General features: G+C 67.8%; 18 protein-coding genes. 16 read left to right on the top strand and 2 right to left on the bottom strand.

Going from position 1 to position 21565, the window contains the following annotated elements; genetic code table 11:
• The first annotated feature begins 105 nt into the window (after positions 1–105).
• From ACIGAQ_RS19105 to tuf, 11 genes are all read left to right on the top strand, one after another.
• Positions 106–960, top strand: a complete 855-nt coding sequence (locus tag ACIGAQ_RS19105; RefSeq protein WP_399784167.1) for a hypothetical protein — start codon at positions 106–108, stop codon at positions 958–960.
• Between the two features lie 90 nt (positions 961–1050).
• On the top strand, positions 1051–1887 hold the full coding sequence (locus ACIGAQ_RS19100) for a DUF1396 domain-containing protein (RefSeq protein ID WP_311680349.1): 837 nt from the start codon (positions 1051–1053) through the stop codon (positions 1885–1887).
• Positions 1888–2199: 312 nt separating this feature from the next.
• The gene (gene rplJ / locus ACIGAQ_RS19095; RefSeq protein ID WP_094054440.1) at positions 2200–2730 is read left to right on the top strand and encodes a 50S ribosomal protein L10; all 531 of its coding nucleotides are present in this window, start codon (positions 2200–2202) and stop codon (positions 2728–2730) included.
• A gap of 114 nt (positions 2731–2844) precedes the next feature.
• Positions 2845–3231: a 50S ribosomal protein L7/L12 gene (gene rplL / locus ACIGAQ_RS19090; protein ID WP_311680348.1), complete on the top strand. Its 387-nt coding sequence runs from the start codon at positions 2845–2847 to the stop codon at positions 3229–3231.
• A gap of 574 nt (positions 3232–3805) precedes the next feature.
• A complete protein-coding gene (rpoB, locus tag ACIGAQ_RS19085; RefSeq protein WP_311680347.1) occupies positions 3806–7291 on the top strand; it encodes a DNA-directed RNA polymerase subunit beta in 3486 nt (1161 codons plus the stop codon).
• Between the two features lie 93 nt (positions 7292–7384).
• Positions 7385–11284 carry a DNA-directed RNA polymerase subunit beta' gene (locus ACIGAQ_RS19080; RefSeq protein ID WP_311680345.1) on the top strand — a complete coding sequence of 1300 codons (3900 nt, stop codon included), beginning with the start codon at positions 7385–7387 and terminating at the stop codon, positions 11282–11284.
• A 300-nt stretch (positions 11285–11584) separates the two neighbouring features.
• Entirely contained in the window at positions 11585–12115 is a 531-nt protein-coding gene (locus tag ACIGAQ_RS19075; protein ID WP_399784162.1) for a DUF1707 and DUF4190 domain-containing protein, read from the top strand.
• A gap of 343 nt (positions 12116–12458) precedes the next feature.
• Positions 12459–12830, top strand: a complete 372-nt coding sequence (rpsL, locus tag ACIGAQ_RS19070) for a 30S ribosomal protein S12 (RefSeq protein ID WP_003948652.1) — start codon at positions 12459–12461, stop codon at positions 12828–12830.
• A gap of 2 nt (positions 12831–12832) precedes the next feature.
• Complete coding sequence (rpsG, locus tag ACIGAQ_RS19065; RefSeq protein WP_003998848.1) at positions 12833–13303, top strand: 30S ribosomal protein S7; 471 nt, start codon at positions 12833–12835, stop codon at positions 13301–13303.
• Positions 13304–13342: 39 nt separating this feature from the next.
• On the top strand, positions 13343–15469 hold the full coding sequence (gene fusA / locus ACIGAQ_RS19060; protein ID WP_311680343.1) for an elongation factor G: 2127 nt from the start codon (positions 13343–13345) through the stop codon (positions 15467–15469).
• A gap of 156 nt (positions 15470–15625) precedes the next feature.
• Positions 15626–16819, top strand: a complete 1194-nt coding sequence (gene tuf / locus ACIGAQ_RS19055; protein WP_311680342.1) for an elongation factor Tu — start codon at positions 15626–15628, stop codon at positions 16817–16819.
• A gap of 174 nt (positions 16820–16993) precedes the next feature.
• Here the strand turns inward: tuf and ACIGAQ_RS19050 are convergent, their stop codons facing one another.
• Positions 16994–18283 carry a family 16 glycosylhydrolase gene (locus ACIGAQ_RS19050; RefSeq protein WP_399784158.1) on the bottom strand — a complete coding sequence of 430 codons (1290 nt, stop codon included), beginning with the start codon at positions 18281–18283 and terminating at the stop codon, positions 16994–16996.
• Positions 18284–18496: 213 nt separating this feature from the next.
• A complete protein-coding gene (locus ACIGAQ_RS19045; RefSeq protein ID WP_399784156.1) occupies positions 18497–18934 on the bottom strand; it encodes an ATP-binding protein in 438 nt (145 codons plus the stop codon).
• A gap of 141 nt (positions 18935–19075) precedes the next feature.
• Between ACIGAQ_RS19045 and ACIGAQ_RS19040 the strand changes: the two genes are divergently transcribed.
• From ACIGAQ_RS19040 to ACIGAQ_RS19020, 5 genes are all read left to right on the top strand, one after another.
• Positions 19076–19954 carry a helix-turn-helix domain-containing protein gene (locus ACIGAQ_RS19040; RefSeq protein WP_399784153.1) on the top strand — a complete coding sequence of 293 codons (879 nt, stop codon included), beginning with the start codon at positions 19076–19078 and terminating at the stop codon, positions 19952–19954.
• Positions 19951–20145, top strand: coding sequence for a DUF397 domain-containing protein (locus ACIGAQ_RS19035; RefSeq protein ID WP_399784150.1), 195 nt, complete (start codon positions 19951–19953; stop codon positions 20143–20145). The genes ACIGAQ_RS19040 and ACIGAQ_RS19035 overlap by 4 nt, the downstream gene beginning before the upstream one ends.
• Positions 20146–20211: 66 nt before the next feature.
• Positions 20212–20346, top strand: a complete 135-nt coding sequence (locus ACIGAQ_RS19030; protein WP_399784148.1) for a hypothetical protein — start codon at positions 20212–20214, stop codon at positions 20344–20346.
• Positions 20347–20416: 70 nt separating this feature from the next.
• Positions 20417–21064 carry a hypothetical protein gene (locus ACIGAQ_RS19025; RefSeq protein ID WP_399784145.1) on the top strand — a complete coding sequence of 216 codons (648 nt, stop codon included), beginning with the start codon at positions 20417–20419 and terminating at the stop codon, positions 21062–21064.
• Positions 21064–21519: a hypothetical protein gene (locus ACIGAQ_RS19020; RefSeq protein WP_399784643.1), complete on the top strand. Its 456-nt coding sequence runs from the start codon at positions 21064–21066 to the stop codon at positions 21517–21519. The genes ACIGAQ_RS19025 and ACIGAQ_RS19020 overlap by 1 nt, the downstream gene beginning before the upstream one ends.
• The last annotated feature ends 46 nt before the right edge of the window (positions 21520–21565 follow it).

Here is a 21565-nt window from a genome sequence, read left to right as displayed (position 1 = left end):
TCACGGGCCCCGCACCTCTCACAGGTGCGGGGCCCGTTCCCTTTTCCGGTACGCGCGTCCCCGGCCTGGGTTAACGTGCGGGAACCGGATGGGAACGGGGGACGTATGCAGGGCACGACCGTGCGCCGAGCGGGCCTGGCGCTCGCGGCGACCGCGCTGGCGGCACTGGCCGCCTGCACCTCCCCGGACCCCGCCGACCGCCCCGGCGGGGACGACCGCGCCCCGCGCGGCAGCTCCCTGGCCGCCCTGCGCTCCGCCGAGCGCGCCACCGAGCGGGCCGGATCCGCTCGGGTCGAGTCCACGACGACCATGGGCTCGCTGATGTCCATGACCGCCCACGGCACCCTCGGCTGGCGCGACGGCATCACCGGCACCCTGACCATCACGTACACCGGCGGCACGATCGCCGACACCATGCGCCGGCTGGGCACCACCTCCATGGAGGCCCGCTACCTGCCCGACGCGTACTACGCGCGCATGGGCGAGAAGTTCGCCGAGAAGGCCGGTGGCAAGCGCTGGATCCGGTACGGCTACGACGACCTCGAAGCCCTCGCCGGCGGCTCCGGCGCCCACCTGGGCGACCAGATGCGCTCCAGCACGCCGCACCAGTCCGTCAGGCTGCTGCTCTCCTCCGGGGACGTCCGCAAGGCCGGCGAGGAGACCGTGCGCGGCCGGCCCGCCACCCACTGGTCCGGCACGGTGGACACGGCGGACGTCACCGACGACGCCCTGAGGAAGCGGCTCACCGAGGCCGGCGTCACCTCCGAGACCGTCGACATCTGGGTGAACGAGCGCGACCTGCTGGTCAAGAAGGTGGAGAAGGCGCGGATGGCCGACGGCCTGATGACCCAGACCGCGCACTACGGCGACTACGGCGTACGGGTCCGTGCCGAGCGGCCCCCGCGGTCCGACACCGGGGACTTCGAGGACCTCGTACGGCAGGGGACCGGGAGGCCCTGAGGCCCGCAATCCCGATAGATCATCTGTGCCCCCCTGGGATAGGCTCGCCGCCTTGCTGTGCAGCAAGCATGTATTCCTTGGGGGGAATCTATGAACAAGTCCATACCCGCCGCCGGTCTCGGTGCCCTGCTGCTCGCCGCCGGCGCGGTCGGCTGCGGAGCCGGGAAGTCGGAGTCGCCGGAGATGACCCCGGCCGCCGCCGTCGCCAAGGCGGCGAAGAACACGGAGGACATCACGTCCCTCCACTACCGCATGAGCGGTACGGCGCCGGAGTCCGGCAAGGTCGAGGGCGAGGCGTCGATGCGCCTGAAGCCCACGATCGCCATGAGCATGAAGGTCTCGGCGTCCGGCCAGGCGGCCGCCGCCGGGGAGACGGAGATCCGCCTCGTCGACAAGGCCATGTACATCGGTGGGGGAGCCGAGATGGCCAAGGAGATGGACGGCAAGACCTGGATGAAGTTCGACCTGTCCGGCTCGGACGCCGGCAAGGAGCTGGACCAGCTGGGATCGCCCAGCCAGGCCGAGCAGAACCCGGCGGCGGAGTCCACCTTCCTCACGGGCGCCAAGGACGTGAAGAAGGTCGGCACCGAGAAGGTCGACGGCGTCGAGACGACCCACTACTCGGGCACCGTCACCCTCGCCGACCTGCGCGCCTCCCTCAAGAAGGAGGACGCGCAGACCCGCGAGCGGCGCGAGAAGAGCATCAAGCAGTACGAGAAGATGGGCGTCGACAAGCTCACGATGGACATGTGGATCGACGGTGACGACCACACCAAGCAGTTCCGCACCAAGGGCGACACCGACAAGGGCCCGCTCGACATGACCATCACCTTCCTCGACTACAACGAGCCGGTGGAGATCAAGGCCCCGCCCGCCAAGGACGTCGCCGACCTCGCCGACCTGTTCAAGGACCTCGACGCGAGCTGACCCGTCCGGTCCCGCCGGTCCGCCGCACGGGCGATTTGCTTGACAGCGACCCGTTCCCGTACGCTCCTACAGAAGCCAAAGACCGCTGGTCGTTACCGCGCGCTCGGACGAGGGCGCGGTGGCCGAAGGATCCGCTGAACGGCGGACGACCCGCGCAGGTGACACAGGAGAAGCTCCCGGAGCCCGCCGCCCCCGTGCGTGCGTGAATCCGGTCGAGCTACGCCCCGTGCGCTTGCGCCGGGGCGTTTCGTTTTCCCCAGTCCTCCTTCGGGTCCGCGCGGTCCGAATCACCCGGAAGGAGGCCGAGGCTCTATGGCGAGGCCCGACAAGGCTGCCGCGGTTGCCGAGCTGACGGACAAGTTCCGCAGCTCCAACGCCGCCGTGCTGACCGAGTACCGCGGTCTCACCGTGGCGCAGCTCAAGACGCTGCGTCGTTCGCTCGGTGAGAACGCCCAGTACGCCGTGGTGAAGAACACGCTGACCAAGATTGCGGCCAACGAGGCCGGGATCACGCTCGAGGACCAGCTCTTCGCTGGTCCGACGGCCGTCGCCTTCGTCACCGGTGACCCGGTGGAGTCGGCGAAGGGTCTTCGTGACTTCGCCAAGGACAACCCGAATCTCATCATCAAGGGCGGTGTCCTTGACGGCAAGGCGCTGTCCGCCGATGAGATCAAGAAGCTTGCGGACCTCGAGTCCCGCGAGGTTCTGCTCTCCAAGCTGGCCGGTGCCATGAAGGGCAAGCAGTCCCAGGCTGCCTCTGTCTTCCAGGCGCTGCCGTCGAAGCTCGTCCGCACCGTGGACGCGCTCCGTGCCAAGCAGGACGAGCAGGGCGGTGCCGAGTAACTCGGCTCGCATCCCGGCCGCCGCTGCCTGAACGCGGCGACCGTAGCGGGCCAGTAGTACGCCCGCCTCACATGTACATCCGGCACCTGCCGATTTAGTGGAAGGACCGCCATCATGGCGAAGCTGTCTCAGGAAGACCTGCTCGCGCAGTTCGAGGAGATGACCCTCATCGAGCTCTCCGAGTTCGTGAAGGCGTTCGAGGACAAGTTCGACGTCACCGCCGCCGCGGCCGCCCCGGTCGTCGTCGCCGGCCAGGGTGGCGGCGCCGCCGCCGAGGCCCCGGAGGAGAAGGACGAGTTCGACGTCATCCTCTCCGGCGCCGGTGACAAGAAGATCCAGGTCATCAAGGTCGTGCGTGAGCTCACCTCCCTGGGCCTGAAGGAGGCCAAGGACCTGGTCGACGGTGCGCCGAAGCCGGTTCTGGAGAAGGTCAACAAGGAGGCCGCCGACAAGGCCAAGGAGGCCCTCGAGGGCGCCGGTGCCTCCGTCGAGGTCAAGTAAGACCTCCCGGATCCGCCAGGATCCACAACACGTCCCGCTGGGCGTGTAACGCGTAAGCGCCGAGGAGCGATCATCCATCCGGGTGGTCGCTCTTCGGCGTTCCCGGGGTGCGGCCACGGTTGCCTTGCGGCCTCCGTGACGGGGGGTATGGTGATCTTCGTCGTGTCTCCGGGCGGCCCGGGTTCGGGGGCAGGGGGGCCTTGACGAACCGCACGCAGCGCGCAATTCTCAGGACGCGTCGTCACAAGGATCCAATCCGAGGCATGGATCGGCGGCGAAGAGGGCAGTATCAACGTGCGTTGAGGGCAGGGCCTTGTCGCAGGAGTGGAACAACGAGGGTGAACACGGGTTCCAGAACCCGCACTGGACATCAGTGTGCCAAGTGGCTACACTGACCCTTTGCGCTGCCTGTTAGCTGTCCCCTGCCCGTCACCAGGGGTCTGCCCTCGCCCGAGCATCGATGACAAGACATGCCTGACCTGGCCTTTCGGCCCTGTGGGCACAGCTTGTCTCCGTGTACGGGAGAGGGGCCGGTACGCGCGTAGTGAGTCCGAGCCCTCGGAAGGACCCCCTCTTGGCCGCCTCGCGCAACGCCTCGACCGCGAATACGAACAACGCCGCCAGCACTGCCCCGCTGCGCATCTCTTTTGCAAAGATCAAGGAGCCTCTCGAGGTTCCGAACCTGCTCGCGCTGCAGACCGAGAGCTTCGACTGGCTGCTCGGCAACACCGCCTGGCAGAGTCGGGTCGAGGAGGCTCTCGAGAACGGTCAGGACGTCCCCACCAAGTCCGGGCTCGAGGAGATCTTCGAGGAGATCTCCCCGATCGAGGACTTCAGCGGGTCGATGTCGCTGACCTTCCGCGACCACCGCTTCGAGCCGCCGAAGAACTCCATCGACGAGTGCAAGGAGCGCGACTTCACGTACGCGGCCCCGCTCTTCGTCACCGCTGAGTTCACCAACAACGAGACCGGCGAGATCAAGTCCCAGACGGTCTTCATGGGCGACTTCCCGCTCATGACGAACAAGGGCACCTTCGTCATCAACGGCACCGAGCGTGTCGTGGTGTCGCAGCTCGTCCGTTCGCCCGGTGTCTACTTCGACTCCTCGATCGACAAGACGTCCGACAAGGACATCTTCTCCGCCAAGATCATCCCGTCCCGGGGTGCCTGGCTGGAGATGGAGATCGACAAGCGCGACATGGTCGGTGTGCGCATCGACCGCAAGCGCAAGCAGTCCGTCACCGTCCTGCTCAAGGCGCTCGGCTGGACCACCGAGCAGATCCTGGAGGAGTTCGGCGAGTACGAGTCCATGCGCGCCACCCTGGAGAAGGACCACACCCAGGGCCAGGACGACGCGCTGCTCGACATCTACCGCAAGCTGCGTCCGGGCGAGCCCCCCACGCGTGAGGCCGCGCAGACGCTGCTGGAGAACCTCTACTTCAACCCCAAGCGCTACGACCTGGCCAAGGTCGGCCGCTACAAGGTCAACAAGAAGCTGGGTGCGGACGCTCCGCTGGACGCGGGCATCCTGACCGTCGAGGACATCATCTCGACGATCAAGTACCTGGTGAAGCTGCACGCGGGCGAGACCGAGACGGTCGGCGACAGTGGCACCTCGATCGTCGTCGAGACCGACGACATCGACCACTTCGGCAACCGCCGCCTGCGCAGCGTCGGCGAGCTCATCCAGAACCAGGTCCGCACGGGTCTGGCGCGTATGGAGCGTGTCGTCCGCGAGCGGATGACGACCCAGGACGTCGAGGCGATCACGCCGCAGACCCTGATCAACATCCGGCCGGTCGTCGCCTCCATCAAGGAGTTCTTCGGCACCAGCCAGCTGTCGCAGTTCATGGACCAGAACAACCCGCTGTCGGGTCTCACCCACAAGCGCCGTCTGTCGGCTCTTGGCCCGGGTGGTCTCTCCCGTGAGCGGGCCGGCTTCGAGGTCCGTGACGTGCACCCCTCGCACTACGGCCGCATGTGCCCGATCGAGACGCCCGAAGGCCCGAACATCGGTCTGATCGGCTCGCTCGCCTCCTACGGCCGGGTCAACGCGTTCGGTTTCGTCGAGACCCCGTACCGCAAGGTCATCGACGGCCAGGTCACCGACGAGGTCGACTACCTGACCGCCGACGAGGAGGACCGCTTCGTCATCGCGCAGGCCAACGCCACGCTCGGTGACGACATGCGCTTCGCCGAGGCCCGCGTGCTGGTCCGCCGCAAGGGCGGCGAGGTCGACTACGTCGGCCCCGAGGACGTGGACTACATGGACGTCTCGCCGCGCCAGATGGTGTCGGTCGCGACCGCCATGATCCCCTTCCTCGAGCACGACGACGCCAACCGTGCCCTCATGGGCGCGAACATGATGCGTCAGGCCGTGCCGCTGATTAAGTCCGAGTCCCCGCTCGTCGGCACCGGCATGGAGTACCGCTCCGCGGTCGACGCCGGCGACGTGGTCAAGGCCGAGAAGCCCGGTGTGGTCCAGGAGGTCTCCGCGGACTACATCACCACCGCCAACGACGACGGCACGTACATCACGTACCGCCTGGCCAAGTTCGCCCGCTCCAACCAGGGCACCTCGGTCAACCAGAAGGTCATCGTCAACGAGGGCGACCGGATCATCGAGGGCCAGGTCCTGGCCGACGGCCCGGCCACCCAGAACGGCGAGATGGCGCTGGGCAAGAACCTGCTCGTGGCGTTCATGCCGTGGGAGGGTCACAACTACGAGGACGCGATCATCCTGTCGCAGCGCCTCGTGCAGGACGACGTCCTCTCCTCGATCCACATCGAGGAGCACGAGGTCGACGCCCGTGACACCAAGCTCGGCCCCGAGGAGATCACCCGGGACATCCCGAACGTCTCCGAGGAGGTCCTCGCCGACCTCGACGAGCGCGGCATCATCCGCATCGGTGCCGAGGTCATCGCCGGCGACATCCTCGTCGGCAAGGTGACCCCCAAGGGTGAGACCGAGCTGACCCCCGAGGAGCGCCTGCTGCGCGCGATCTTCGGTGAGAAGGCCCGTGAGGTCCGTGACACCTCGCTGAAGGTGCCGCACGGCGAGACCGGCAAGGTCATCGGCGTCCGCGTCTTCGACCGCGAGGAGGGCGACGAGCTTCCCCCCGGTGTGAACCAGCTGGTGCGCGTCTACGTCGCGCAGAAGCGCAAGATCACCGACGGTGACAAGCTCGCCGGCCGTCACGGCAACAAGGGCGTCATCTCGAAGATCCTGCCGATCGAGGACATGCCGTTCCTGGAGGACGGCACCCCGGTCGACATCATCCTCAACCCGCTGGGTGTGCCGTCCCGAATGAACCCGGGACAGGTCCTGGAGATCCACCTCGGCTGGCTCGCCAGCCGCGGCTGGGACGTCTCCGGCCTCGCGGAGGAGTGGGCGCAGCGCCTGCAGGCGATCGGCGCCGACAAGGTCGAGCCCGGCACCAACGTCGCGACACCGGTCTTCGACGGTGCCCGCGAGGACGAGCTGGCCGGTCTGCTCAACCACACCATCCCGAACCGGGACGGCGAGCGCATGGTGCTCCCGACCGGCAAGGCGCGGCTGTTCGACGGTCGTAGCGGTGAGCCGTTCCCGGACCCGATCTCGGTCGGGTACATGTACATCCTCAAGCTGCACCACCTGGTCGACGACAAGCTGCACGCCCGCTCGACCGGCCCGTACTCGATGATCACCCAGCAGCCGCTGGGTGGTAAGGCCCAGTTCGGTGGCCAGCGCTTCGGTGAGATGGAGGTGTGGGCGCTGGAGGCTTACGGCGCCGCGTACGCCCTCCAGGAGCTGCTGACCATCAAGTCCGACGACGTCACCGGCCGCGTGAAGGTCTACGAGGCCATCGTCAAGGGCGAGAACATCCCCGAGCCCGGCATCCCCGAGTCCTTCAAGGTGCTCATCAAGGAGATGCAGTCCCTCTGCCTGAACGTGGAGGTGCTGTCCAGCGACGGTATGTCCATCGAGATGCGTGACACCGACGAGGACGTCTTCCGCGCTGCGGAGGAGCTCGGCATCGACCTGTCCCGGCGCGAGCCGAGCAGCGTCGAAGAGGTCTGACGGGAGTCCGGACGGGCTCCGCGTGAGCCCGTCCGGCCCCAGGACCCCCGTTTCAGACCAAAGACTTACAACCCTGAGAGGGATTGACGCATAGTGCTCGACGTCAACTTCTTCGACGAGCTCCGGATCGGTCTGGCTACCGCTGACGACATCCGTCAGTGGAGCCACGGCGAGGTCAAGAAGCCCGAGACCATCAACTACCGCACCCTCAAGCCCGAAAAGGACGGACTCTTCTGCGAGAAGATCTTCGGTCCGACCCGGGACTGGGAGTGCTACTGCGGCAAGTACAAGCGCGTCCGCTTCAAGGGCATCATCTGTGAGCGCTGTGGCGTCGAGGTCACGCGCGCCAAGGTGCGCCGTGAGCGGATGGGCCACATCGAGCTCGCCGCGCCCGTCACGCACATCTGGTACTTCAAGGGTGTCCCGAGCCGGCTGGGCTACCTGCTCGACCTGGCTCCCAAGGACCTCGAGAAGGTCATCTACTTCGCGGCGTACATGATCACGTACGTCGACGAGGAGCGCCGCACGCGCGACCTGCCCTCGCTGGAGGCCCATGTCTCCGTCGAGCGTCAGCAGATCGAGCAGCGCCGCGACGCCGACCTGGAGGCCCGCGCCAAGAAGCTCGAGACCGACCTGGCCGAGCTGGAGGCCGAGGGCGCCAAGGCCGACGTGCGCCGCAAGGTGCGCGAGGGCGCCGAGCGCGAGATGAAGCAGCTGCGCGACCGCGCGCAGCGCGAGATCGACCGTCTCGACGAGGTGTGGAACCGCTTCAAGAACCTCAAGGTCCAGGACCTGGAGGGCGACGAGCTGCTCTACCGCGAGCTGCGTGACCGCTTCGGCACGTACTTCGACGGCTCGATGGGTGCCGCGGCGCTGCAGAAGCGCCTGGAGTCCTTCGACCTCGACGAGGAGGCCGAGAAGCTCCGCGAGATCATCCGCACCGGCAAGGGCCAGAAGAAGACCCGTGCGCTCAAGCGCCTGAAGGTCGTCTCCGCGTTCCTGCAGACCAGCAACAGCCCCAAGGGCATGGTGCTGGACTGCGTGCCGGTCATCCCGCCGGACCTGCGTCCGATGGTGCAGCTGGACGGTGGCCGCTTCGCGACCTCCGACCTGAACGACCTGTACCGCCGTGTGATCAACCGCAACAACCGCCTGAAGCGGCTTCTCGACCTCGGCGCGCCCGAGATCATCGTGAACAACGAGAAGCGCATGCTCCAGGAGGCCGTGGACGCGCTGTTCGACAACGGCCGTCGTGGCCGCCCGGTCACGGGCCCCGGCAACCGTCCGCTGAAGTCCCTCAGCGACATGCTGAAGGGCAAGCAGGGCCGCTTCCGTCAGAACCTGCTCGGCAAGCGCGTGGACTACTCCGCGCGTTCCGTGATCGTCGTCGGTCCGCAGCTGAAGCTGCACCAGTGCGGTCTGCCGAAGGCGATGGCGCTGGAGCTCTTCAAGCCGTTCGTGATGAAGCGTCTGGTCGACCTGAACCACGCGCAGAACATCAAGAGCGCCAAGCGCATGGTCGAGCGCGGCCGCACGGTCGTGTACGACGTGCTGGAAGAGGTCATCGCGGAGCACCCGGTTCTGCTGAACCGTGCGCCCACGCTGCACCGCCTCGGCATCCAGGCCTTCGAGCCGCAGCTGGTCGAGGGCAAGGCCATCCAGATCCACCCGCTCGTCTGCACCGCCTTCAACGCGGACTTCGACGGTGACCAGATGGCCGTGCACCTGCCGCTGTCCGCGGAGGCGCAGGCCGAGGCCCGCATCCTGATGCTGTCCTCGAACAACATCCTCAAGCCGGCCGACGGCCGCCCGGTGACGATGCCGACCCAGGACATGGTCCTCGGTCTGTTCTTCCTCACCACCGACGGCGAGATGCGCGACCTCAAGGGCGAGGGCCGTTCCTTCGCCTCGGTCGCGGAGGCGATCATGGCCTTCGACGCGGGCGAGCTGTCGCTCCAGTCGAAGATCGACGTCCGCTTCCCGGTCGGCACCATCCCGCCGCGCGGCTGGACCCCGCCGGCGCGCGAGGAGGGCGAGCCCGAGTGGCAGCAGGGTGACAGCTTCCGGCTGAACACCACGCTGGGCCGCGCGCTCTTCAACGAGCTGCTGCCCGAGGACTACCCGTTCGTCGACTACGAGGTCGGCAAGAAGCAGCTCTCCGAGATCGTCAACGACCTCGCCGAGCGCTACCCGAAGGTCATCGTGGCGGCGACGCTCGACAACCTGAAGGCGGCCGGCTTCTACTGGGCCACCCGCTCCGGCGTCACCGTCGCGATCTCCGACGTCGTCGTCCCCGAGGCGAAGAAGGAGATCGTCCGCGGCTACGAGGCGCAGGACGAGAAGGTCCAGAAGCAGTACGAGCGCGGTCTGATCACCAAGGACGAGCGCACGCAGGAGCTCATCGCGATCTGGACCAAGGCGACCAACGAGGTCGCCGAGGCGATGAACGACAACTTCCCGAAGACCAACCCGATCTTCATGATGGTGAACTCGGGTGCACGAGGCAACATGATGCAGATGCGTCAGATCGCCGGTATGCGTGGTCTGGTGTCGAACGCGAAGAACGAGACGATCCCGCGTCCGATCAAGGCGTCGTTCCGTGAGGGCCTGTCCGTGCTGGAGTACTTCATCTCCACGCACGGTGCCCGTAAGGGTCTGGCGGACACCGCTCTGCGTACCGCCGACTCGGGTTACCTCACGCGTCGTCTGGTCGACGTCTCCCAGGACGTCATCATTCGCGAGGAGGACTGCGGCACCGAGCGCGGTCTGCGTCTGAAGATCGCCGACCGGAACGCCGAGGGCACCCTGCTCAAGGCGGAGGACGTCGAGACGTCCGTGTACGCGCGCTGCCTCGCCGAGGACATCGTGGTCGACGGTCAGGTCCTGGCCCCGGCCGGCACCGACCTGGGCGACGTCCTCATCGAGGAGCTCGTCTCCCGCGGCGTCGAGGAGGTCAAGACCCGCTCGGTCCTGACCTGCGAGTCCGCCGTCGGCACCTGCGCGATGTGCTACGGCCGTTCGCTGGCCACGGGCAAGCTGGTCGACATCGGTGAGGCGGTCGGCATCATCGCCGCCCAGTCCATCGGTGAGCCCGGTACCCAGCTGACGATGCGTACCTTCCACACCGGTGGTGTGGCCGGTGACGACATCACCCAGGGTCTGCCGCGTGTGGTCGAGCTCTTCGAGGCCCGTACCCCGAAGGGTGTCGCCCCGATCTCCGAGGCCTCCGGCCGCGTGCGGATCGAGGAGACCGAGAAGACGAAGAAGATCGTCATCACGCCGGACGACGGCAGCGACGAGACGGCCTACCCGATCTCCAAGCGCGCCCGTCTCCTGGTCAGCGAGGGCGAGCACGTCGAGGTGGGCCAGAAGCTCACCGTGGGTGCCACCAACCCGCACGACGTGCTGCGCATCCTGGGCCAGCGTGCCGTCCAGGTCCACCTGGTCGGCGAGGTCCAGAAGGTCTACAACTCGCAGGGTGTGTCGATCCACGACAAGCACATCGAGATCATCATCCGGCAGATGCTGCGCCGCGTGACGATCATCGAGTCCGGCGACGCCGAGCTGCTGCCCGGCGAGCTGGTCGAGCGCTCGAAGTTCGAGCACGAGAACCGTCGTGTGGTCCAGGAGGGCGGTCACCCGGCCTCCGGTCGTCCGCAGCTGATGGGTATCACCAAGGCCTCGCTGGCGACGGAATCCTGGCTGTCGGCCGCCTCCTTCCAGGAGACGACCCGAGTTCTGACGGACGCGGCGATCAACGCCAAGTCCGACAGCCTCATCGGCCTCAAGGAGAACGTCATCATCGGTAAGCTCATCCCGGCCGGTACGGGTCTGTCCCGCTACCGCAACATCCGGGTCGAGCCGACCGAGGAGGCCAAGGCCGCGATGTACTCGGCCGTCGGCTACGACGACATCGACTACTCGCCGTTCGGCACGGGCTCCGGCCAGGCCGTTCCGCTGGAGGACTACGACTACGGTCCGTACAACCAGTAAGCGAGTCGCTTGAGACGAAGGGCGGTCATCCTGCGGGGTGACCGCCCTTCGGCGTGCCCGGACGAGCCCTTCGCCCGCCGGACGCGTTTCTCCGGCCGCCGGACGCCCCCTGCCGGGCCGGTCGGGACCCGGTGGCCCAGTGGATCCCGGGCGGGTCCCGGTGGTCCCGGTGGAGGCGTCAGGGGGCCTCTCGTGGGCTGCCGGCGTGGCCGACACGCGGAACCCGAGGCGGACGCCCCGGTGCCGGAAGCGGCGCTTCGGCGCATCATGGAAGGACTCCGGCTCCGGGGGAGGTGCTCCGTGTCGCAGCCGTCCTATCCGTCCTGGCAGCCCTGGCAGCCCTGGCAGGGTCACGGCGGGTCGTCCATGCTGGCCTCGCACGCCGACCGGGAGCGGGCCGTCGACGTGCTCAGAGCGGGGTACGGCGAGGGGCGGATGGAGCACGCCGAGTTCGAGAAGCGGGTGGCGCGGGCGTACGCGGCGCGGACCGTGGGGGAGCTGGCGCTGCTCGTCGCCGATCTGCCCCAGGGGCCGGTGCCGCAGTCCCTGCCGACCGTGGCCGTGCCGCCGGCGTTCCTGCCGGTGCCGCGGCCGCAGACCAACGGCAAGGCGGTCGCCGCCGCCGTGTGCGGGCTGCTGTGCGTGCCGACGATGGGGCTGACCGGGCTTCCGGCCGTGGTGCTGGGGCATGTGGCGCGGTCCGAGATCCGCAGCCGGGGCGATCTGGGGGACGGGCTGGCCCTGACCGGGCTGGTGCTCGGGTGGTTGTCCACCGCCGGCTGGGCATTCGTCCTGGTGTTGCTGACCCTGGTGTCGATCGCGGCCGGATGACGCCCGGCCGGGGACACCGGTAATGTATGCAAATCGGACAGCTGCCGCTGAATTGAAGATCGAAGACGGCCGTGGGTCTTGACATGTCCCGCATACCGATGCGGGCGGTGCCCATTTGTTTTGACCGCAGCGAATGCGGTAGGTACGCTCAGACCTTGTGCCTGGGGTGTGCCCTGGCTCTCGTGCGTGCCATCAACCGCACGTCGAGCCGTAAGCGGCCACCGTAATCTGCGCTTAATTCTGCCTGGCGGCGGGAGTCCGCGGGATTCGACACACCCGACCGCGTGGGTCGGCGACGTTCCAGGTTAGCTGTACCCATCGGCACACAGAAACCGGAGAAGTAGTGCCTACGATCCAGCAGCTGGTCCGCAAGGGCCGGCAGGACAAGGTCGAGAAGAACAAGACGCCCGCACTCGAGGGTTCCCCTCAGCGTCGTGGCGTCTGCACGCGTGTGTTCACGACCACCCCGAAGAAGCCGAACTCGGCCCTGCGTAAGGTCGCGCGTGTGCGTCTGACCAGCGGCATCGAGGTCACGGCCTACATTCCGGGTGAGGGACACAACCTGCAGGAGCACTCCATCGTGCTCGTGCGCGGCGGCCGTGTGAAGGACCTGCCGGGTGTTCGCTACAAGATCATCCGCGGCTCGCTCGACACCCAGGGTGTCAAGAACCGCAAGCAGGCCCGCAGCCGCTACGGCGCCAAGAAGGAGAAGTAAGAATGCCTCGTAAGGGCCCCGCCCCGAAGCGCCCGGTCATCATCGACCCGGTCTACGGCTCTCCTCTGGTGACCTCCCTGATCAACAAGGTGCTGCTGAACGGCAAGCGCTCCACCGCCGAGCGCATCGTCTACGGCGCCATGGAGGGCCTGCGCGAGAAGACCGGCAACGACCCGGTCATCACGCTGAAGCGCGCTCTCGAGAACATCAAGCCGACCCTCGAGGTCAAGTCCCGCCGTGTCGGTGGTGCCACCTACCAGGTCCCGGTCGAGGTCAAGCCCGGCCGTGCCAACACCCTGGCGCTGCGCTGGCTCGTCGGTTACTCCCGCGCCCGTCGCGAGAAGACCATGACCGAGCGTCTGCTCAACGAGCTCCTCGACGCCAGCAACGGCCTCGGTGCCGCTGTGAAGAAGCGCGAGGACACGCACAAGATGGCCGAGTCCAACAAGGCCTTCGCGCACTACCGCTGGTAGTCGCAGACCCCATCGAGACCGAGAGAAGACTGAAGCCTTATGGCTACCACTTCGCTTGACCTGGCCAGGGTCCGCAACATCGGGATCATGGCCCACATCGACGCGGGCAAGACGACCACCACCGAGCGGATCCTGTTCTACACCGGCGTTTCGTACAAGATCGGTGAGGTCCACGACGGCGCTGCCACCATGGACTGGATGGAGCAGGAGCAGGAGCGTGGCATCACGATCACCTCTGCTGCCACCACCTGCCACTGGCCGCTCGAGGGCGACGACTACACCATCAACATCATCGACACCCCGGGTCACGTCGACTTCACCGTCGAGGTGGAGCGCTCCCTGCGCGTGCTCGACGGTGCCGTGACGGTGTTCGACGGCGTCGCCGGTGTCGAGCCGCAGTCCGAGACGGTGTGGCGCCAGGCCGACCGTTACGGCGTGCCGCGCATCTGCTTCGTCAACAAGCTGGACCGTACCGGCGCCGAGTTCCACCGCTGCGTGGACATGATCTCGGACCGCCTGGGCGCGCAGCCGCTGGTCATGCAGCTGCCGATCGGTGCGGAGGCGGACTTCAAGGGCGTCATCGACCTCGTGACGATGAAGGCCCTGGTCTGGTCGGCCGAGGCGACCAAGGGCGAGATGTACGACACCGTCGACATCCCGGACACCCACCTCGAGGCTGCCGAGGAGTACCGCGGCAAGCTGCTCGAGGCCGTCGCCGAGAACGACGAAGAGCTGATGGAGCTGTACCTGGAGGGCACCGAGCCCACCGTGGAGCAGCTCTACGCCGCGATCCGTCGCATCACCATCGCGTCCGGCAAGGGCGGCGGCACCACCGTCACCCCCGTGTTCTGCGGCACCGCGTTCAAGAACAAGGGCGTCCAGCCCCTGCTCGACGCGGTCGTGCGCTACCTGCCCACCCCGCTCGACGTCGAGGCCATCGAGGGTCACGACGTCAAGGACCCGGAGCAGGTCATCGCGCGCAAGCCGTCGGACGAGGAGCCCCTCGCCGCGCTCGCGTTCAAGATCATGAGCGACCCGCACCTCGGCAAGCTCACCTTCGTCCGGGTCTACTCGGGCCGCCTGGAGTCCGGCACGCAGGTGCTGAACTCCGTCAAGGGCAAGAAGGAGCGCATCGGCAAGATCTACCGCATGCACGCCAACAAGCGTGAGGAGATCGAGTCGGTGGGCGCCGGCGACATCGTCGCCGTCATGGGCCTGAAGCAGACCACCACCGGTGAGACGCTGTCCGACGACAAGAACCCGGTGATCCTGGAGTCCATGGACTTCCCGGCGCCGGTCATCCAGGTCGCCATCGAGCCCAAGTCGAAGGGCGACCAGGAGAAGCTCGGCGTCGCGATCCAGCGCCTGGCCGAGGAGGACCCGTCCTTCCAGGTCCACTCGGACGAGGAGACCGGCCAGACCATCATCGGTGGTATGGGCGAGCTGCACCTCGAGGTGCTGGTCGACCGTATGCGCCGTGAGTTCAAGGTCGAGGCCAACGTCGGCAAGCCGCAGGTCGCCTACCGTGAGACGATCCGCAAGGCCGTCGAGAAGGTCGAGTTCACCCACAAGAAGCAGACGGGTGGTACCGGCCAGTTCGCCCGCGTCATCATCGCGATCGAGCCGATCGAGGGCGGCGACGCCTCGTACGAGTTCATCAACAAGGTGACCGGTGGCCGTGTGCCGAAGGAGTACATCCCTTCGGTGGACGCCGGTGCGCAGGAGGCCATGCAGTTCGGCATCCTCGCCGGTTACGAGATGACCGGTGTCCGCGTGACGCTGCTCGACGGTGCCTACCACGAGGTCGACTCCTCCGAGCTCGCGTTCAAGATCGCCGGTTCGCAGGCCTTCAAGGAGGCCGCGCGCAAGGCCAGCCCCGTGCTGCTCGAGCCGATGATGGCCGTCGAGGTCACCACGCCCGAGGACTACATGGGTGAGGTCATCGGCGACATCAACTCCCGCCGTGGCCAGATCCAGGCCATGGAGGAGCGGGCCGGTGCCCGCGTCGTGAAGGGCCTCGTGCCCCTCTCGGAGATGTTCGGCTACGTCGGCGACCTGCGCAGCAAGACGTCCGGCCGTGCGAGCTACTCCATGCAGTTCGACTCCTACGCCGAGGTTCCCCGGAACGTCGCCGAGGAGATCATCGCGAAGGCCAAGGGCGAGTAACGCACCGCGTCTACACGCCGTAGGCTTGACTCCGGAGCCTTGAGGGGCATTCCGCCGCAATCGTGGTGAGAATGCCCCGAGGCCCGGGCTTTCCAGCAAAGATCACCTGGCGCCGATGAAGTAAGGCGTACCAGAACCACTCCCAGGAGGACCCCAGTGGCGAAGGCGAAGTTCGAGCGGACTAAGCCGCACGTCAACATCGGCACCATCGGTCACATCGACCACGGTAAGACGACCCTCACGGCCGCCATTACCAAGGTGCTGCACGACGCGTACCCGGACCTGAACGAGGCCTCGGCCTTCGACCAGATCGACAAGGCTCCTGAGGAGCGCCAGCGCGGTATCACCATCTCCATCGCGCACGTCGAGTACCAGACCGAGACGCGTCACTACGCCCACGTCGACTGCCCCGGTCACGCGGACTACATCAAGAACATGATCACGGGTGCCGCGCAGATGGACGGCGCCATCCTCGTGGTCGCCGCCACCGACGGCCCGATGCCGCAGACCAAGGAGCACGTGCTCCTGGCCCGCCAGGTCGGCGTCCCGTACATCGTCGTCGCCCTGAACAAGGCCGACATGGTGGACGACGAGGAGATCCTGGAGCTCGTCGAGCTCGAGGTCCGTGAGCTCCTCTCCGAGTACGAGTTCCCGGGCGACGACGTTCCCGTCGTCAAGGTCTCCGCTCTGAAGGCCCTCGAGGGCGACAAGGAGTGGGGCAACTCGGTTCTCGAGCTCATGGCCGCCGTCGACACGGCGATCCCCGAGCCCGAGCGTGACGTCGACAAGCCGTTCCTCATGCCGATCGAGGACGTCTTCACGATCACCGGTCGCGGTACGGTCGTCACCGGCCGTATCGAGCGTGGTGTCCTGAAGGTCAACGAGACCGTCGACATCATCGGCATCAAGACCGAGAAGACCACCACCACGGTCACCGGCATCGAGATGTTCCGCAAGCTGCTCGACGAGGGCCAGGCCGGTGAGAACGTCGGTCTGCTGCTCCGTGGCATCAAGCGCGAGGACGTCGAGCGCGGCCAGGTCATCATCAAGCCGGGCTCGGTCACGCCGCACACGGAGTTCGAGGCTCAGGCCTACATCCTGTCCAAGGACGAGGGTGGCCGCCACACGCCGTTCTTCAACAACTACCGCCCGCAGTTCTACTTCCGTACGACGGACGTGACCGGCGTGGTGACCCTCCCCGAGGGCACCGAGATGGTCATGCCGGGTGACAACACCGAGATGAAGGTGGAGCTCATCCAGCCCGTCGCCATGGAGGAGGGCCTGAAGTTCGCCATCCGTGAGGGTGGCCGGACCGTGGGCGCCGGCCAGGTCACCAAGATCACCAAGTGAGTCTCCGGACTGGCTTGAGGGTCTGCTGACCTGAGTGGCTCGGAGGGGCCCGTACGACTTCGGTCGTACGGGCCCCTTTGCCGTGCCGTGGGGGACGGCGACGCCCCCGGCTCGTGAAGGAGCCGGGGGCGTCTGTGTGGGGGGTGGGCCGTGGGTGCCGCCGGGGCCGGACGGTCAGCCGACCGTCCACTTCTGGTTGGCGGCGCCGGTGCACGTCCAGATCTGCAGCGGGGTGCCGTCGGCCGAGGAGTTGCCCTTGGCGTCCAGGCACTTGTCCGCGCCGACGTTGACCAGGTCGCGGGCCGCGGTGTGGACCCACTGCTGGGCCTTGGTGCCGTTGCAGGTGTAGAGCTGGACCGCGGCTCCGTCGGCGGTGGAGCCGCCCCGCACGTCGAGGCACTTGCCCAGCGCGCGGACGGTGCCGTCAGCGCCGAGGGTCCACTTCTGGGCGTCGACTCCGGTGCAGTTGTGGAGCTGGATGGGCGTCCCGTCGGCGGAAGAGGCGCCGGCGACGTCGGCGCACATGCCGCCGATGCCCTTGATGGCGCCGGTGGTGCCGCCGGAGCCGCCGCCGTCGGAGGTGGAGACACGGACGTAGTCCACGGTCACCGTCTGCGGGAACTGCGTGTTCCCGTCCGGGCTGCCGGGCCAGTTGCCGCCCACGGCGAGGTTGAGGATCAGGAAGAAGGGGTGGTCGTAGACCCACTTCCTGCCGCCCAGGTCGGCCGTGGTCCGCGTCTGGTACGTCTGCCCGTCGACGGACCACGTGATCTTCCCCGGCGTCCAGTCGACGGCGAAGACGTGGAAGTCGTCGGCGAAGGCCCGGCCGCCCGGGAGCGTGTACGCCGCGCCGATGCCGCCGCTGCCGGAGTAGCCCGGGCCGTGCAGGGTGCCGTGGACGGTGCCGGGCTCGTAACCGACGTTCTCCATGATGTCGATCTCGCCGCTGTTCGGCCATCCGACGCTGCCCAGGTCGTTGCCGAGCATCCAGAACGCGGGCCACATGCCCTGGCCGCGCGGCACCTTGATCCGGGCCTCGAAGTGGCCGTACGCCTGCGTGAAGGTCCTGGCCGTGTTGAGCCGGGCGGACGTGTACTGACAGGCGCCGTACCAGCACTGCAGCCCGGGGTCGGTGTTCTTGCGGGCGGTGATGACCAGGTTGCCGTTGCCGTCGAGGGCAACGTTGTCCCTGTTGTTCGTGTAGTACTGCAGCTCGTTGTTGCCGTTGCCGGAGCCGCCGGTCTCCACGGTCCACTTGCCCGGGTCCGGGGCGCTGCCGGCGGCGCCGTTGAACTCGTCGGACCAGGTCAGGGCGGCCGCTGAGGTGGTCGTGGAGGTGTTCGCGGCATCGGCCTGTGCGGTGGACGGGCCGAGGGCCGTCAGGGTGAACGCGGCGGTGACGGAGGCGCAGACCAGCGGGACGAGCCCGCCGAGCCTGCGACGGCGTGTGCGCTGAGCAGCCATGGCTGAACACACCTTGTCTGTGGGGGATGGGGGGAGTGGGCCGACGGTGTCGGCCGTGGAGGGATGTTACGAACGGTTCACCGCACAACCAACTGCCCGATTGGTCCGTCAACCCCCGCTGAACTGCGTTGAGTTGGAGCCGGCCGGCTGACCTCCGGTTCGCTTAAAGCCTGCTTAAGGCGGCGTTAAGGAGGGGCGGAGCCGAGGCCGGCCTCAGAGGTCGATCTCGGCCCAGACGGTCTTGCGGGGCGAAAGGCCCGGGGTGACGCCCCAGCGGTCGGCGAGCGCGTCGACGAGGAGCAGACCGCGGCCGGACTCGGCGTCGGGGGAGGGGCACCGGGGGGCCGGGTGCCGGTCGTCGCGGGTGTCGGTCACCTCGATGCGCAGGGTGCCGCCGACCACGTAGAGGAGCAGGCGGAAGTCGCGGCCCGGGACGCGGCCGTGGGTGACGGCGTTGGCGGACAGTTCCGCCACGACCTGAGCCGCCCGGTCCGACGGCAGCCCCCAGGAACGCAGTTGCTCGACGACGAGGAGCCGGGCGAGGCGGGCACCGCGGGCGGTGGGGGAGAGCCGGACGCTGAAGTTGCGGACCCGGAGGGCGAGTTCGGATCCGGTCTCGGTGGGGGAGTTCTGCTTCACGTCACCCAGCATGGCCGGGTGCGCCTACCGTGAACAGTGACTCAGCGGGTGCGTACGGTGACTGTCCGGAGCTTGTCCGGTCGTGTCCGGGCTGTCGGTTCCGGGCGTACGGGTAGGGCGCTGAGGCAGGGGCGTACGACGGAAGGGTGCGGGATGACGGCCGAGGCGGCGGAGAAGGGACGGCTCAAGTGCGAGGCGGACGAGCCGGGGTGGGAGGTGGACCCCGACGACGAGTGGGGTGTCGCCGTCATCGCGACGGTGGGGCGGCAGCTGAAGCTGCGGCGGGAAGCGGTGGGGATGCGGGCCGCGGAGTTCGGGGCGGCGGTGGGGTACGGGGAGGACCTGGTCTACAAGATCGAGGGCGGGAAGCGGATCCCCCGGCAGGAGTACCTCGCGGCGGCGGACCGGGTGCTGGGGGCGGGTGGGCTCATCGCGGCGACGTGGGAGGACGTGAAGAGGGTCCGTTATCCCAAGAAGGTGCGGGAGCTGGCGCAGTTGGAGGGGCGGGCGGTGGAGATCGGGGTGTACGAGTGCAACAGCGTGCATGGGCTGTTGCAGACACCTGCGCATGCCAGGGCCTTGTTCGAGGCAGCGCAGCCGCCGTACTCACCGGACGATGTGGAACGGATGGTGGCCGCCCGGATGGCCCGGCAGTCGGTCTTCGCCCGTGAACCGGCTCCGTCGGTGCACTACGTCCTGGAAGAGGCGGTACTGCGTCGGCGGGTGGGAGGCACAATGGTGTGGCAGCAGCAACTCGAACGGCTGTTGGAGGTCGGACGTCTGCGCAACGTCGCCTTGCAGGTCATGCCGACCGACACGGATGCCCACCCGGGGGTCGACGGCAAGATCGAGTTGCTGAAGTTCCCGGACGGTACGGCGGTTGGTCGGTCCGACGGTGCTTTCAGCGGGCGGCCGACCACCGATCCGAAGCAGCTCCGCATCCTTGAGCTGCGCTATGGCACCATCCGTGCGCAGGCCCTCCCCCCTCGGGAGTCGCTGGCCTTCATCGAGCGAGTGCTGGGAGACACATGACCCGCAACACCGAACTGGCCTGGTTCAAGAGCAGCTACAGCAGCGGCACGGACGGCAACTCCTGCGTGGAGGTCGCGATAGCCCCGGACACCGCGACCGTCCTTGTACGGGACTCCAAGCACACGCAGGGCCCTCGACTGGCGGTGTCGCCCGGGGCCTGGGCAGGCTTCGTGTCAAGTCTTCCCGCGTGACGTCGGATCCCGCCACCGACGATCTCGACCTGGACGCGATCGAGGACGCGTTCATCGCCATGGCGCGTGACGCCCTGCCGCGACCGGGGCCGGCTTCCGGTCGGGGACCCGGTCGTGGACGTGGACATCGACTTCGACACGCTCACCGTGCGCCCGGCCCCGTCGAAGGACTCGCCTTTCTGGACGGTCAGGGAGGGCTGAGGGACGTCCCGCCCTCGTGCGATGGGACGATGAACGCACGAGTGGTCGAGAGAACGGGGAGGCCGGCGTCATGGCCCGGTACATGGAGACCCTGACCGTCGAGCGGGGCGGTTTCCGGATCAAGGTGCCGGAGTCGTGGTGGGAGTTCGACGTCCGGCCGGAGTCGCGGGACGACTCGATCCGGCGGATGGTGACCGAGCGGGTGCGGCAGCGGCCGGAGCTGGAGCAGTACCGGGACACCTACGTCGACTTCCTCCGGCGGGCCGCGGCGGACGCGTGGAAGTCGGGCGCGCTGTACTGCGGCTGCATGGCGGAGAACTTCGGCGGCGACACCCCGATCACGGGGTCCGTGACCGTCTCCCTGGTCGGCGGTCGCAACGAGCGCGGTGAGCCGCTGTCCAACGACCCGGCGGCCATCGCGAGCCAGCTCGCGGTGAAGGAGGCCAGGCGGGAAGGCGACTCCTGGCGCAAGGTGACGACGGTCGACATCCCGGGCGTCGGCCCGGCGGCGCGCACCCACGGCATCGAGGACATCGCCGTCCCGGGTGATGAACTCAACCGCACCGTCCGGGCCGTGCTGATGCAGACGTACGTTCCGGTGCCGGGGCAGGAGGGCAAGGTCGCCCTGGTCGCGGGCAGCAGCCAGGTGCTGGACCTGGCGGACTCGTTCTTCGACATCTTCGACGCGATCACGTCCACGTTCCGGTTCACGGCTTGATGGCTCCCGCGTGGGACTGGTCGAGCGGGCAGGGTCTGCTGGGCCTCGACGACCCGGCGGAATGGGACGCCGCGTTCGAGCGGGGCGAGACCGGTGTCGGGACGGCCGTGATCGGTCTGGTCTTCCACTGCACGCTGGCGGAGGTGTCGCCGCGGATCATCAGGGCGATGCACTTGCCGGACGCCGACCGGCGAGGGTTCGCCTTCACGGCGGCGGGCCACGCGGCACGGCTGAACGGGGAGCTGACCCCGGAACTGTACGAGGCCCTGCGCGCCGAAGGCCCGGGCGGCTTCGCGGTGCATGCCATCAGGGACACGCTCACGTTCGTGCCGTTCCGGAAACTGCCGCCGTGGTTCAAGCGACGGTGGGTGCGCCAGGCGGTGCGGGACAAGCTGGAAGCCTGGTGGCTTCACCTCGCGGACGCCATCGAGGGTGCCCGCCGGATCGTGCGATAAGTTCACCACCGCATACGGCTGTTGATGTAGGTGCGGGCGTGACGGG

The sequence above is a fragment of the Streptomyces sp. NPDC085932 genome (assembly GCF_044540525.1).
Lineage (GTDB): Bacteria > Actinomycetota > Actinomycetes > Streptomycetales > Streptomycetaceae > Streptomyces > Streptomyces levis.
Note: the sequence above shows the minus strand (reverse complement) of the source record. Positions and strands in the feature narration are given on the sequence as shown.

Bases quoted from the DNA above. Each gene is read 5' to 3' on its own strand.
- ACIGAQ_RS19105 (WP_399784167.1), top strand. From the start codon at position 106: ATGCAGGGCACGACCGTGCGCCGAGCGGGCCTGGCGCTCGCGGCGACC.
- ACIGAQ_RS19100 (WP_311680349.1), top strand. From the start codon at position 1,051: ATGAACAAGTCCATACCCGCCGCCGGTCTCGGTGCCCTGCTGCTCGCC.
- rplJ (WP_094054440.1), top strand. From the start codon at position 2,200: ATGGCGAGGCCCGACAAGGCTGCCGCGGTTGCCGAGCTGACGGACAAG.
- rplL (WP_311680348.1), top strand. From the start codon at position 2,845: ATGGCGAAGCTGTCTCAGGAAGACCTGCTCGCGCAGTTCGAGGAGATG.
- rpsG (WP_003998848.1), top strand. From the start codon at position 12,833: ATGCCTCGTAAGGGCCCCGCCCCGAAGCGCCCGGTCATCATCGACCCG.
- fusA (WP_311680343.1), top strand. From the start codon at position 13,343: ATGGCTACCACTTCGCTTGACCTGGCCAGGGTCCGCAACATCGGGATC.
- ACIGAQ_RS19050 (WP_399784158.1), bottom strand. From the start codon at position 18,283: ATGGCTGCTCAGCGCACACGCCGTCGCAGGCTCGGCGGGCTCGTCCCG.
- ACIGAQ_RS19045 (WP_399784156.1), bottom strand. From the start codon at position 18,934: ATGCTGGGTGACGTGAAGCAGAACTCCCCCACCGAGACCGGATCCGAA.
- ACIGAQ_RS19040 (WP_399784153.1), top strand. From the start codon at position 19,076: ATGACGGCCGAGGCGGCGGAGAAGGGACGGCTCAAGTGCGAGGCGGAC.
- ACIGAQ_RS19035 (WP_399784150.1), top strand. From the start codon at position 19,951: ATGACCCGCAACACCGAACTGGCCTGGTTCAAGAGCAGCTACAGCAGC.
- ACIGAQ_RS19025 (WP_399784145.1), top strand. From the start codon at position 20,417: ATGGCCCGGTACATGGAGACCCTGACCGTCGAGCGGGGCGGTTTCCGG.
- ACIGAQ_RS19020 (WP_399784643.1), top strand. From the start codon at position 21,064: ATGGCTCCCGCGTGGGACTGGTCGAGCGGGCAGGGTCTGCTGGGCCTC.